Source organism: Mesorhizobium sp. BHbdii (genome assembly GCF_053848045.1).
The window spans coordinates 148189-160693 of the sequence record NZ_JBSPKX010000007.1; the positions used below are offsets into that span (position 1 = coordinate 148189).

General features: G+C 61.4%; 12 protein-coding genes. 4 read left to right on the plus strand and 8 right to left on the minus strand.

Annotated elements, in window-relative coordinates; all coding sequences use genetic code 11:
• Positions 1 to 37: 37 nt before the first annotated feature.
• From ACWTU8_RS27655 to ACWTU8_RS27685, 7 genes are all read right to left on the minus strand, one after another.
• Positions 38 to 1123 (minus strand): ABC transporter ATP-binding protein, encoded by a 1086-nt coding sequence (locus ACWTU8_RS27655; protein ID WP_029348302.1) that lies wholly within the window; start codon positions 1121 to 1123, stop codon positions 38 to 40.
• Positions 1123 to 2232 carry an ABC transporter ATP-binding protein gene (locus ACWTU8_RS27660; RefSeq protein WP_455850634.1) on the minus strand — a complete coding sequence of 370 codons (1110 nt, stop codon included), beginning with the start codon at positions 2230 to 2232 and terminating at the stop codon, positions 1123 to 1125. The genes ACWTU8_RS27655 and ACWTU8_RS27660 overlap by 1 nt, the downstream gene beginning before the upstream one ends.
• Positions 2229 to 2438, minus strand: coding sequence for a hypothetical protein (locus ACWTU8_RS27665; RefSeq protein ID WP_065009763.1), 210 nt, complete (start codon positions 2436 to 2438; stop codon positions 2229 to 2231). The genes ACWTU8_RS27660 and ACWTU8_RS27665 overlap by 4 nt, the downstream gene beginning before the upstream one ends.
• Positions 2435 to 3394: a carbohydrate ABC transporter permease gene (locus ACWTU8_RS27670; RefSeq protein ID WP_455850635.1), complete on the minus strand. Its 960-nt coding sequence runs from the start codon at positions 3392 to 3394 to the stop codon at positions 2435 to 2437. The genes ACWTU8_RS27665 and ACWTU8_RS27670 overlap by 4 nt, the downstream gene beginning before the upstream one ends.
• A gap of 1 nt (position 3395) precedes the next feature.
• On the minus strand, positions 3396 to 4301 hold the full coding sequence (locus ACWTU8_RS27675; protein ID WP_455850636.1) for a carbohydrate ABC transporter permease: 906 nt from the start codon (positions 4299 to 4301) through the stop codon (positions 3396 to 3398).
• Between the two features lie 72 nt (positions 4302 to 4373).
• Positions 4374 to 5690, minus strand: a complete 1317-nt coding sequence (locus ACWTU8_RS27680; protein WP_455850637.1) for an extracellular solute-binding protein — start codon at positions 5688 to 5690, stop codon at positions 4374 to 4376.
• 357 nt (positions 5691 to 6047) lie between these two features.
• Positions 6048 to 6731, minus strand: a complete 684-nt coding sequence (locus tag ACWTU8_RS27685; protein WP_455850638.1) for a TetR/AcrR family transcriptional regulator — start codon at positions 6729 to 6731, stop codon at positions 6048 to 6050.
• Positions 6732 to 6841: 110 nt separating this feature from the next.
• Here ACWTU8_RS27685 and ACWTU8_RS27690 point away from each other — a divergent pair, with 110 nt between their 5' ends.
• From ACWTU8_RS27690 to ACWTU8_RS27700, 3 genes are read left to right on the plus strand one after another with little or no spacing between them, the layout of a single operon-like run.
• Positions 6842 to 8038, plus strand: coding sequence for a Tm-1-like ATP-binding domain-containing protein (locus ACWTU8_RS27690; RefSeq protein WP_455850639.1), 1197 nt, complete (start codon positions 6842 to 6844; stop codon positions 8036 to 8038).
• An 11-nt stretch (positions 8039 to 8049) separates the two neighbouring features.
• Positions 8050 to 8913, plus strand: coding sequence for a phosphoenolpyruvate hydrolase family protein (locus ACWTU8_RS27695; RefSeq protein ID WP_287095716.1), 864 nt, complete (start codon positions 8050 to 8052; stop codon positions 8911 to 8913).
• Positions 8914 to 8917: 4 nt separating this feature from the next.
• Positions 8918 to 9337 (plus strand): cupin domain-containing protein, encoded by a 420-nt coding sequence (locus tag ACWTU8_RS27700; RefSeq protein WP_135934609.1) that lies wholly within the window; start codon positions 8918 to 8920, stop codon positions 9335 to 9337.
• Here the strand turns inward: ACWTU8_RS27700 and ACWTU8_RS27705 are convergent.
• Positions 9334 to 10524 carry a M24 family metallopeptidase gene (locus ACWTU8_RS27705; protein ID WP_455850640.1) on the minus strand — a complete coding sequence of 397 codons (1191 nt, stop codon included), beginning with the start codon at positions 10522 to 10524 and terminating at the stop codon, positions 9334 to 9336. The two genes, ACWTU8_RS27700 and ACWTU8_RS27705, sit on opposite strands and share 4 nt — an antisense overlap.
• 364 nt (positions 10525 to 10888) lie before the next feature.
• Between ACWTU8_RS27705 and ACWTU8_RS27710 the strand changes: the two genes are divergently transcribed.
• Positions 10889 to 12499: an ABC transporter substrate-binding protein gene (locus ACWTU8_RS27710; RefSeq protein ID WP_455850641.1), complete on the plus strand. Its 1611-nt coding sequence runs from the start codon at positions 10889 to 10891 to the stop codon at positions 12497 to 12499.
• Positions 12500 to 12505 lie beyond the last annotated feature (6 nt).

Below are 12505 nucleotides of genomic sequence, written 5' to 3' on the forward strand. Positions count from 1 at the left end.
TCAAGCCGCTTAGCATCCTCCCGCCCAACGGGTGCGCTTAGCCCGCGTGGCGGAGACTAATCCCGCTTCCCTTGTCGAACAGCACCACCTTGTCCGGATCCCAGGCAAAGCGCACCGGCTGCTCGATCTCGACATCGGTTCTGGCCGGCACCGTGGCCCGCAGCATGGCGTCGCCGACCCGCAGGGTCAGGATCTTTTCGACGCCATGGTTCTCGACATCGTGGACGCGCGCTTCCACCGGCGCCCCGCTCTCGAGATAGACATCCTCGGGACGAATACCGAAGACGAGCGGGCGACCGTCGGTCGCACCGCTCGTCTTGGCACCCCCCGTAAAAGGCAGCTCGAAATTCAACGGTGCCATCACCGCGCGGCCGTCGACGAGCTTGCCGTCGATGAGGTTCATCGGCGGCGAGCCGACGAAGCTCGCCACATAGGTGTCGCGCGGATTGTTGTAGATCTCATACGGCGTGCCGGTCTGGACGATGCGGCCATGATTGAGCACGCCAACCTTGTCGCCCATCGACATCGCCTCGATCTGATCGTGCGTGACGAACAGGAAGGTCTGACCAAGGTTCATTTGGATGTTCTTCAGCTCGGTGCGCAGCGCCTCGCGCAGCTTGGCATCAAGGGCCGACAGCGGCTCATCCATCAGGAATACGCGGGGCTTCCTGACGATGGCGCGACCAATCGAGACGCGCTGCATCTCGCCGCCAGAAAGGCGATCCGTCTTGCGGTCGAGCAGATGCTCGATGCGCAAGGTCTTGGCAACGCGGTCGACGCGCGTCTTGATCTCGTCGGGCTCGATGCGGCGGATTTTTGGCTTCAGCGGAAATTCGAGGTTTTCGCGCACCGTGTAGCGCGGATAAAGCGAGTATTGCTGCAGAACCAGCGCCACGTCGCGCTCGGCCGCACCCCAGTCGGCGACATCAGCGCCGTCGATGAATATCTGCCCCTCGTCCGGCTCTTCCAGGCCCGCGATCATGCGCAGCGTCGTCGTCTTGCCGGCACCGGTCTCGCCGAGCAGCACGAAGAACTCGCCGTCGGCAATGTCGAGATTGAGTCCGGTCAATGCGGTGTGATTGCCGAATGTCTTCGAGATGTTCTTGAGCTGGATATGGGCCATCAGAGTCTCACCCCCAGCGAATTGCCGCTTGTCGTGTCGAAGAAGTGCGCCTGCGCCGGGTCGAGCTTGGCGAAGACCTGGACCCCCGGCTTGCCGACGAAACCGGAACGGGTGCGGGCGCGCAACATCTGTGCCCCGACCTTGAGGTCGACGATATCGTAAGAGCCAAGCGGTTCGATGATGTGCGCCTCGACCGGCAGATAACCGTCCGCCGGCTCGCGCGAGACCATCACTCCTTCGGGGCGGATGCCGAGTGCAAGGCGATCCTGCTCGACGCTCGCGGCGTCGAGCTGGCCGACCAGTTCGGCCGGGAAAAGGAACCCTTCCGCGGCACCGTCGACGGTGACCCTGGCGCCGGAGCCGTTCATCGTCACCGCCGCGTTGGCGACGTTCATCACAGGCGAGCCAACGAATTGCGCGACAAACAAATTGGCCGGGTGCGTATACACTTCCGATGGGCTGCCTACCTGTTGCAGAACGCCCTCATGCATGATGACGATGCGGTCGGCAAGGCTCATCGCTTCGATCTGGTCGTGGGTGACGTAGATGGTGGTCGAGCCCTGCTTGATGTGCAGCCGCTTGATCTCCGCACGCATCTCCTCGCGCAGCTTGGCGTCGAGCGCGCCGATCGGCTCGTCCATCAGCATCGCCTTCGGCCGCCGCACCAGCGCCCGGCCGATCGCCACGCGCTGCATGTCGCCACCCGACAGCGCCGACGGTTTCTTGCCGAGCAGGTCGGTGATCTGCAGCACTTTGGCGACCGAGCGCACCTCGCCGTCGATCTCGGCCTTGCTCTTGCGCATTGCGCGCAACGGAAAAGCGATGTTCTCGTAGACGCTCATATGCGGATAGAGCGAGAACGATTGGAAGACCATGGCAATGTCGCGGTCGGCAGCCTTGAGATGCTGGACCGGCTTGCCGTCGATGAGGACATCGCCGCCGTCGATCGTCTCCAGTCCGGCGATGGCGCGAAGCGTCGTCGTCTTGCCGCAGCCCGATTGGCCGAGCAGCACGATGAACTCGTTGTCGTCGATCTTGAGATTGAGGTCTTTGATGACCTGAACGGCGCCAAAGAATTTCTGGACGCCACGAAGCTCGATCTGGGTCATGGGTGACCTTCTTTTTCCGGCGCGCCGGTCGCCTGCGGCTTCTGCCTTGGACCGACCCAGCCGGTGATCATGAACGTCAGCAGCCCGACAATGATGATTGTCAGCCCGTAGCGGTGCAGGAAGAGATTCCACGGCTGGCAGAGCGCGATGATGCCGCACACCATCACGATCTCGGCCGTGCGCTGGATTGTAGCATGGCGGATCATTTGCGGATCGCTCCGAAGGACATGCCGCGCAGGAGGTGGTTGCGCAACAGGAAGGTGAAGATGGCGACCGGCAGCAGGAACAGGAAGGTGCCGGCCGCGATGACCGTCCAGTCGGACAGGCCGGAACCGACCTGGCTTGGAATGAACGGCGGCGCCGTCTGGGCGCGTCGGTTGGTCATGATCAGCGCGAAGGCATATTCGTTCCATGCGGTGATGAAACAGAACACCGCGGTCGCGGCGATGCCGGTGGCCGCCTCCGGCAGCACGATCTTGAAGAACGCCTCCATGCGCGTATAGCCGTCGACGAGGGCCGCCTCCTCGTATTCCTTCGGAATTTCGTCCATGAACCCCTTCATCAGCCATACAGAGAAGCTGAGGTTGAAGGCGGTGTAGAGGATGATCAGGCCCCAATGCGTGTCGTTGAGGCCGACCGCCCGGTACATCAGGAACATCGGGATCGCCACCACCACTGGCGGCAGCATGCGCGTCGACAGGATGAAGAAGAGCAGGTCCTGTTCCCCCTTTATCTTGAAGCGCGAGAACCCGTAAGCCGTGAAGGTGCCCATGCCGACGGCGAGGATCGTCGAGGTGATGGCGACGATCAGCGAATTCATGAAGCGGCTCGGATAGCCGGACCACTGCACCTCGCCCCTGCCCGAGCGCACCACTTTCTCGCCGCCGTCAAACACCAGCCGCTCCCACCACGGGGCGGCGGCGTATTGTTCCGGCGTCGGCGCAGTGCGCAACTGCGAGCGCTTGGTGAAGAGCTTGACGAAAGGCGATATCTCCGGCTGGAACACCACCGTCGGTGGAATGGTGGTGGCAAGGTTGCGCGGCTTGAACGCCGTCGAGGCTATCCAGTAGATCGGCGCCAGGAAAATCATCGTGACGACCAGCACACCGACGATGGCGAGTTTGTTGAGCGAACGCTCGGTAGAGGTGGTGACAGCGGCCATTCTAGCGCTCCTTCACCTTGTTCAGGTATTTGACGTAGATATTGGTGATCGCCAGGATCATGATCAGCACGATGTAGGCGAGCGCGCAGGAGCGCCCGGTCTGCCATTCCTGGAACGCCATCTTGTAGAGCCGGATCGAGATCACCTCGGTGGTCGGCTGGCTGGTCAGGATGTAGGCAAGATCGAAGGTCTTGAACGCCTCCATGGTGCGGAAGATGATCGCGATCATCAGGATCGGCGCGACCAAGGGCAGCGTAATGCGAAAGAAGGTATAGAACGAGCCGGCGCGGTCGATCGCGGCCGCCTCGTAGAGGTGCTTCGGCACTGCCGACAGGCCGGCGAGCGACAGCAGCATCACGAAGGGCGACCACATCCAGATGTCGGTAATGGCAACCGCGTAGAGCGCCATGTCGGGGTTGGACAGCCACTCGAAGGAGCCGAGGCCGAGCGTATAGTTGATGATGCCGAAGGACGGATCGTAGAGCAGTTTCCAGAACAGGCCGACGACGGCCATCGACAGCATCATTGGCAATAGCAGCAGTGTCGTCAGCAGGCCCTTCAACGGGATATCGCGGTTGAGCAGCAGTGCCACGCCGAAGCCGACAATGACCTGGCCGACTACGGAGACGATGACATATTTGGCGGTGATGGCGAAATTCGACCAGATGAACAGGTCGTTGAGCAGCTCGCGGTAATTCTGCAGTCCGACGAAATTGGCCGCCGCGGGGCTCGACGCGCGAAAGTCGGTGAAGGAATAGCCGAGCGAATAGATCAGTGGAAAGATGTTGAAGACGATCAGGAAAACGATCGTCGGAATAATGAAGAGATTACGGATCGTGAGGTCGCTCATGCCGCGGGCGGCGGAGCGCGAGTTGGGATCCAGGGTGGTCATGACTGCAGTGGCCAAGGCCCGTTCCTTCCTTGTCCGGAAAAGAAAACGGAAGGGGCGGGCTCCGCCCCCTCCGAGCATTAGTGCCGTTTACTTCACGCGGTTGTATTTCTTGAACGTCGCGTTCCAGTCCGCGGCGAGCGAATCGAGCACTTCCTTGGCCGTGCCCTGATTGCCGGTGATGTACGGATAGACGCGTTGGTTCATCTGGATGAGCAGCTCGGCATATTCCGGCGTCGCCCAGAAGTCCTTCACCTTGAACATGGTTTCGTAGAAGGCCTTGTTGTAAGGCGTGGCGTTCTGGAATTCAGGCGACTCGAGCACCTTGGCGCTTGCGGTGTAACCGCCGAGTTCCGCCCATTTCTTCTGCGTCTCGTCTTTGATGAACCATTCCAGGAACTTCATCGCCTCTTCCTGATTCTGGGAATAGGAGATGACTGAGATGCCTTGGCCGCCGAGCGCGGCGAACTGATCGCCGTTCGGTCCTGGCGGGTTGGCGAAGAAGCCGGTGACCTTGGCATTCGGGTTCGAGGCTTCGTTGATGAGCGCCGGGAAGAAGGCGAAGTAGTTCATGCTCATCGCCGCCAGGTTTTCGGTGATCGCCTGGTTGTCCTCGATGAAGAAGCTCTTGGCCCAACCGGGAGGGGTGAAGGAGTAGAGCTCCTTGTAGGCCTCTAGCGCCTTGACGTTCTGCTCAGAGTTGATGATCCCGTCGACCTTATAAGTGGCATAGTCGCCAAGCTCGCCGCCGAAGGAGAAGATGGCGTTCTCGACGCCCATCACCAGAGCGTCATACGAGTTGTCGGTGTAGATGGCGACGCCGTAGCGCTTTTCGTCGGGACGGTGAAAGAATTCGGCGATGTCGCGCAGCTGCTTCCAGTCTTTCGGCACGCCGAGATCGTAGCCGTACTTGGCCTTGAAGGCTTCCATCTCCTTCGGGTCTTCGAACCAGTCCTTGCGATAGGACCAGCCGACTGCGTCACCCTCGGCCGGGATCGACCAGTATTTGCCGGAGTTGGACGGATATTCGGCGTAATATTTCACCGTCGCCGGCGCCATCACTTCCTTCAGATTGTGCTTGTTGAAGAAGTCGGTGAGGTCGACATAGTGGCCTGCCTCGGAGGCCGCGCCGATCCACTGGGAATCGCCGACGACCATGTCGTAGGCGCTGCCCTTGGCGTTGAACTCGGTGAACGCCTTGGTCTGGAAATCCGGCCACGGCGTCGTCTCGACCGTGATCTTCACGCCGCTCTCGGCCTCGTAAAGGTTGACGAGTTCCTGCAAATAGTTCGCCGGATCCCATTCAGCCCAGAATATGGTGAGTTCCTTATCCTGCGCGTAGACGGACGTTCCGCAGGCAAGCACTAAGCCGATACCAGCAAGCATGCTGGTCATTGTCTTGCGCATAATGATTTCCTCCCTTGTGCGCATTCTACCGTATCACGCGAGCCGGCGGCGAGGCCGACCCTGGTAGTTCCTCCCGTGGTGGCAGCGTTCCGGTTTCGAGCCTCCTCGCTCGGCCGGAATGGATCGCAGCCCTCACTTTTAATCCGCCATATTGTCCTGATCTGGTATTACCAATTTCGGACACACGTCAAGCTCTTTCTTGGACGATGGCAGCCCTTCAGACAAGCGGATTCCAGCAACATCTGTCTGTTTTTCTTAAATTTTCCTACTCCTTGATACGCAAGGGCCTTGCTCGCGTTGCGGCACGTCAACTATTGTCGGTAATCAGCATCCCAAACTGGTCGAACCAGATCGATACTATTCCGTGGCTGTCGCCGGCGCGCTTCTGCGTCCTTCGGTTACCGATTCCATCACTGCAGCCCGCACTAGGGCGCCGGCTGCCCATTGCGCTACCGACATCATCTTGCGGCTGTCCAGCCCCCATATGTCCTTCAGTATGATGAGCACTTCGACGCCGAAGATCAACGACAGGGCCTGCGCCAGGCGCTTGAATTCGCGTGGCGGCAGCCGGTGCTTGAGCGGTGCGATCGCGTCCTTGAGCAGATCGACGCGATGGCCGCGCGTGAAGGCCGGCTCGCCGCCCAGCGTGCCTGCCTGCCGCCGCGCCCACTGGTCGAGCGACAGTTTCAGCGCCGCCTTGAAGGTCGCCTCGAAGGCTTCGATGCGCGGCATGGCCGTATCGAACAGTTCAACGACGCGGCGCTCGGGATCGGCCGAGGCTGATTTCCAGGTGAGGATCGGCCCGAGTCCTTCGTCGACCACCGCCTGCACCAGGGCCGCCTGGCTTGGAAAATATCGATAGGCGGTGGCGCGGGAGACTTCTGCCGCTTCGGCGACCTCGCTGACCGAAGGCGTGGCGCCCGCCTGCATCAGCCTTGTCGCCGTCTCCAGCATCAGCCGTCTTGTGCGCGCGCGCGGTCCGCGTGCGGCTCCAGAACCGGAATCGTCGGAAACCGCCGCTTGTTGACGTGAGACATTCATGTCAATATGATACGCGCGTCTCAAAAAATTGCAATGGCCTTCGCGATGCCGAACGGCCGGCAAAGAGCGGCAGGCGGCAACGCCGAGCGCGCCTAGAACCGGGGAACGCAATGAAGCGCGTCTATGTGGTGGGCACCGCCGACACCAAGGGTGAGGAACTCGCCTTTCTGGCCGACGCGGTCGCTGCTACCGGTGCTGCTGTTGCCCGCATCGATGTTGGAACGCGCAACCCAATCGTGCCGGTCGATGTCTCGGCCGAAGAGGTCGCCGGCCACCATCCCGGCGGCAGCAGTGCCGTACTGAGCATCGACGACCGCGGCACCGCAGTGGCGGCAATGGCCATCGCTTTCACCCGGTTTGTTCAATCGCGCACCGATATAGCAGGTGTGATCGGCATTGGCGGTGGTGGCGGCACTTCGATCATCACATCAGGCATGCGCGCGCTGCCGCTCGGCCTGCCCAAGATCATGGTTTCGACGCTCGCCTCGGGCGACACCGCACCTTATGTCGATGTCTCCGACATCGTGATGATGCCGTCGGTGACCGACATGGCCGGCCTGAACCGGCTGTCTCGTGTCGTGCTGCACAACGCCGCCCGGGCGATATCAGGCATGGCGGCAAAGCCGGCGGAGCCGGCCGACGGCAGACCGTCGATCGGCCTCACCATGTTCGGCGTGACCACGCCGTGCGTGACTTCCATCGCCGAACAGCTCCGATCGATCTATGACTGCATGGTCTTCCACGCCACCGGCACCGGCGGCCGCACCATGGAGAAGCTGGCCGACAGCAGCTTGCTGTCCGGCGTCATCGACATCACGACGACAGAAGTCTGCGACCTCCTGTTCGGCGGCGTGCTGCCGGCGACCGAAGACCGCTTCGGCGCGATCGCCCGCTCCAGGCTACCCTATGTCGGTTCGGTCGGCGCGCTCGACATGGTGAATTTCTGGGCGCCGCCGACCATTCCGGAACGCTATAGCGGGCGGCTGTTTTACGAGCACAATCCTAACGTGACGCTTATGCGCACGACACCTGACGAAAGCCGCAAGATCGGCGAATGGATCGGCACCAAACTGAGCCTCTGCGATGGCCCGGTCCGGTTCCTCATTCCCGAAAAAGGCGTCTCGGTGCTCGACATCGAAGGCGGCGCTTTCTTCGACCCCGAGGCCGATGCAGCACTCTTCGAGGCCATCGAGCGCACGATCAAGCCTGGTGACACGCGAAGCGTAACGCGCCTGCCGATGCACATCAACGATCCCGAATTCGCCAAGGCTGCGGTTGCGGCTTTTCTCGACATCGCCAGACAGTGAGAGACGAAGCCATGGCCGCCATACCGCGCAAGAAGATCCTGGAAAAATTCCGCAAGATGATTGCCGGCGGCGTGCCGATCGTCGGCGGCGGCGCCGGCACCGGTCTGTCCGCCAAGGCCGAGGAGGCCGGCGGCATCGACCTGATCATCATCTACAATTCCGGCCGCTACCGCATGGCCGGGCGCGGCTCCGCCGCCGGCCTGCTCGCCTATGGCAACGCCAACGAGATCGTCAAGGAAATGGCTTATGAGGTGCTGCCGGTGGTGAAGAAGACGCCGGTGCTGGCCGGCGTCAACGGCACCGATCCCTTCGTCATCATGCCGCTGCTGCTGGCCGAGCTGAAGACAATGGGTTTTTCCGGCGTGCAGAACTTTCCGACCATCGGCCTGTTCGACGGCCAGATGCGGCAGAGTTTCGAAGAAACCGGTATGGGCTTCGGGCTCGAGGTCGACATGATCGCCGCGGCACACGAACTCGACCTGCTGACCACGCCCTATGTCTTCAATCCCGATGAGGCCCGCGCCATGACCAAGGCCGGCGCCGACATCATCGTCGCCCATATGGGGGTGACCACCGGCGGCTCGATCGGCGCGACGTCGGCCAAGTCGCTCGACGACTGCGTGACGGAGATCGACGCCATCGCTGAAGCGGCCCGTGTCGTGCGCAAGGACGTCATCCTGCTTTGCCATGGCGGGCCGATCTCGATGCCGGACGACGCCCGGTATATACTCGAACGCTGCAAGGGCCTGCACGGCTTTTACGGGGCAAGCTCGATGGAGCGGCTGCCGGCGGAAGCGGCGATCGCCAGGCAGACTGCGGATTTCAAGGCCGTCACGCTTGGCGGCACAATCGTTGCAAAGAAAAAGATGGGATAAGACGATGACCGACAAGAACAAGGTGTTTGTCTATCCGAAGGAGGTCAGCGCCTTCGGCTTCGACTGGGGCAGACTGTCGTTGACGGTGGCGCCCGAGGTGAACGGCGCGACGCGCTTTTCCGGCGGCGTCGTCGACCTGCCGTCCGGCAAGGGCCACACGCGCCACAACCACCCGGGCGCCGAGGAAATCATCTTCGTCATATCAGGCAATGGCGAGCAGATGGTTGAGGACGACAAGGGCAATCCGGTCATTGCGAAGGTCGGCCCCGGCTGCACCATCTATGTGCCGGAAAGCCGCTTCCATTCAACGCTAAATACCGGCGATGGGCCGATGCAGCTCTTCGTCGTCTATTCGCCCGCCGGACCGGAACTGGCGTTGCGCGACCTGCCGGATTTCAGGCTGCTGCCGCCGGGCGGCGGCTAAGCCACCCCACCTCTGTTCCAACCCCTGCCCCGATCGCCGAACATGACATAGCCAGTCTCGGTGACCGCCACGGTGTCTTCCAGCTTGATGAAGCCGCGCGTCGGGTGGAGCATCGTGGTCTCGACCGAGAGCACCATGTCTTTCTCCAGCGGCTTTTCGGCATAGGTGCCTTCATATGTCACCGGATGGTTGGTCATCAGGAATGGCGCTTCATGCGTGATCAACCCCATGCCGTGGGCGAAGAAATCGGTATAGGGCGCAACATTGGATTTCTTCAGCACGCCCTCCGCATAGGAAATCATATCACCGCCCAGTGTGCCGGCGCGTACCTTGGAAAAGGCCGCCTGCTGCACCGTCTCGACCTCGGCTAAAAGGTCCTCGAGTTCGGCATCCGGCTCGCCCAGAATGCCCATGCGGCAGAGGTCGCCGATATAGCCGTGATAATTGCCGCCTGAGTCGATCGACATCACCTCGCCCTTCTTCCATGCCTGTGGCGAGCCGGCGCGGTTGTGGCTGGAACCCAGCGTCAGCAGGCAATATTCGAAATGCGCTCCGCGATTGGTCTCCTCGCGCCGCAATTGCTCGATGATCTCAGTCTTGGTCGTGCCTTCGCGTGCCCACGCAATGGTCGCCAGCATGGAATCGGTGATCAGTTCGGAGGCGATGCGCAATTTCTCCAACTCGGCTTCCGTCTTGATGGCACGCATCCGCTCCAGCATATCAGTCGCGTCGATCAGCTTGGCGTCGGGCAATGCCTTGCGGATCAGCGTGTAGGCATCCGACGGCAGGAAAGCCGGCTCGATGCCGATGCGGGCATCGCCCTTGCCGATTTTCGTCAGGTGTTCGACGGCAAGGTTGGCGGCGTCGAGCGTGCCCCAGCAGGCGGCATGCAAGGTCGGCGTCCAGAACGGCTTGTTCTGGTGCTCGCCGCCCTCCATGCGGTTGCCGATATAGGCGGCGTGGCCCGGCCCGCCCTTCTCATAGACAACGATCGGCAGATAGCGGCTGTGGCCGATCGCATCCATGGCAGCGAAGAAGATGAACTTGTAGCCGCCAAGCAGATATTGCGTGTTGTGCTTGGAGGTAGCGAGCAGCACATCGATGCCGGCCTCCTCCATCAGCCGATCGAGCCTGGCATGATCGAACGGGATGGTGCTGACGGCATTCTTGCCCGGGGCGACGTTCATCTCTCTCTCCCTGAATTTCCCTGGCCGAGGCTGTTTTGGTTCTGATGCTCTGGCTGTCGGTCAAATCTGCACTATTTTGTCCAGCCTGGTCCAGCCAGAAACAGGTGGAACGGCCGTTCCGGCACCCTCGGTCGTCGTACACTGCGGTGTCCAGCCTAATTTGGTCGTACCAGAAATGGTCGGATTGAACCGCTTCTTGTAACTGGTCCAGCGGACGAAATTTTCAAAGCCACATGAGGATGCGCCAAATCCGTCTCTGGCGAAACCCTCGGCAAGGCTCATAATCGCCCTTGCAAGGAGGCCGTCTGGCGTCCGAGGGTGATGGCCCACCCGGCCGGGTGGCTGAGAGGGACGGAGTTCAATCATGTCAGATTTCACGATTTCCAGACGCACCGTGCTTACCGGTTCGGCATTGCTTCTGACCTCGACGGCGCTGCCGACCATCGGTCTGGCACAGACGCCGAAGAAAGGCGGACGGCTGGTCGTCGCCGCCGATTCGGAGCCGCGCAACCTCAACCCGGCGATCGTCGCTTCCAACGGCGTGTTCTTCATTTCGAGCAAGATCGTGGAAACGCTGGCCGAGGCGTCCTTCGAGGGCAAGGACGGGCTCGACCCGCGCCTGGCGATAGGTTGGGAGGGCGCCGCCGATGGCCTGTCGGTGACGTTCAAATTGCGCGAGGGCGTCAAATGGCATGACGGCAAACCCTTCACCTCCGCCGACGTCGCGTTCTCGGCGCTGCAGATCTGGAAGCCGCTGCAGAATCTCGGCCGCACCGTGTTCAAGGATCTGGAGGCGGTCGACACGACGGACGAACTGACGGCTGTGTTCAAATTCGCCAAGCCGACACCGTTCCAGCTGATCCGCAATGCCTTGCCGGCGCTGAGCAGCGTGGTGCCCAAGCACATCTACGAGACCGGAAAGATCGAAGAGAACCCGGCCAACAACGCGCCTGTCGGTACCGGCCCGTTCAAATTCGCCGAACACAAGTCAGGAGAATATTACCGGCTGGAGAAGAATGCCGATTATTGGGGCAAGGACCAGCCTTACCTTGACGAGATCATCTATCAGGTGCTGCCCGACCGCACCTCGGCCGCAAGCGCGCTCGAGGCGGAGGAGATCCAGCTCGCCGCCTTTTCCGCGGTGCCGCTGGCCGATCTCGACCGCATCTCCAAGGTGCCTGGTCTCAAGGTGATTACCAAGGGTTATGAGGGGCTGACCTATCAGCTTGTCGTCGAGATCAACCATCGCCGCAAGGAACTGGCCGACCTGAAGGTGCGCCAGGCGATCGCCCACGCCATCGACAAGGATTTCGTCGTCAAGACAGTGTTCCTCGGCTACGCCGCCACAGCCACCGGCCCGGTGCCGAAGAACGATCCGCAATTCTATACGGCCGATGTGCCGACCTATGACTTCGATGTGGCCAAGGCCAACGCCCTGCTCGACGAAGCCGGTTACAGCAAAGGCGACGACGGCAAGCGCTTTTCACTGAAGCTACTGCCGGCACCCTATTTCAACGAGACCAAGCAGTTCGGCGACTATTTGCGCCAGGCGCTCGCCGCCATCGGCATTGACGCGCAGCTGGTCAACAACGACTCGGCCGCGCATATCAAGGCTGTCTACACCGACCACGCTTTCGACCTCGCGGTCGGGCCGCCGGTGTTCCGCGGCGACCCTGCGATCTCGACCACCATCCTCGTGCAGAGCGGCATTCCCGACGGCGTGCCGTTCTCCAACCAGGGCGGCTACAAGAACGACGAACTCGACGCCCTGATCGCCAAGGCATCCGAGACGCTCGACCCCGCCGCGCGGACGGAACTTTACAAGGAGTTTCAGAAAAAGGTCGCAGCCGACCTGCCGCTAATCAACGTCGCCGAATGGAGCTTCATCAGCGTTATCAGAGATACGGTGGGGAATGTTGCCAACAACCCGCGCTGGGCGGTGTCGAACTGGGCGGACACCTATTTGGCGGGCTAACGTTTT

Coding starts and splice junctions, on each gene's coding strand:
- ACWTU8_RS27690 (WP_455850639.1), top strand. CDS start 6,842: ATGAAGCGCGTCTATGTGGTGGGCACCGCCGACACCAAGGGTGAGGAA.
- ACWTU8_RS27665 (WP_065009763.1), bottom strand. CDS start 2,438: ATGATCCGCCATGCTACAATCCAGCGCACGGCCGAGATCGTGATGGTG.
- ACWTU8_RS27705 (WP_455850640.1), bottom strand. CDS start 10,524: ATGAACGTCGCCCCGGGCAAGAATGCCGTCAGCACCATCCCGTTCGAT.
- ACWTU8_RS27685 (WP_455850638.1), bottom strand. CDS start 6,731: ATGAATGTCTCACGTCAACAAGCGGCGGTTTCCGACGATTCCGGTTCT.
- ACWTU8_RS27695 (WP_287095716.1), top strand. CDS start 8,050: ATGGCCGCCATACCGCGCAAGAAGATCCTGGAAAAATTCCGCAAGATG.
- ACWTU8_RS27660 (WP_455850634.1), bottom strand. CDS start 2,232: ATGACCCAGATCGAGCTTCGTGGCGTCCAGAAATTCTTTGGCGCCGTT.
- ACWTU8_RS27670 (WP_455850635.1), bottom strand. CDS start 3,394: ATGGCCGCTGTCACCACCTCTACCGAGCGTTCGCTCAACAAACTCGCC.
- ACWTU8_RS27680 (WP_455850637.1), bottom strand. CDS start 5,690: ATGCGCAAGACAATGACCAGCATGCTTGCTGGTATCGGCTTAGTGCTT.
- ACWTU8_RS27710 (WP_455850641.1), top strand. CDS start 10,889: ATGTCAGATTTCACGATTTCCAGACGCACCGTGCTTACCGGTTCGGCA.
- ACWTU8_RS27655 (WP_029348302.1), bottom strand. CDS start 1,123: ATGGCCCATATCCAGCTCAAGAACATCTCGAAGACATTCGGCAATCAC.
- ACWTU8_RS27700 (WP_135934609.1), top strand. CDS start 8,918: ATGACCGACAAGAACAAGGTGTTTGTCTATCCGAAGGAGGTCAGCGCC.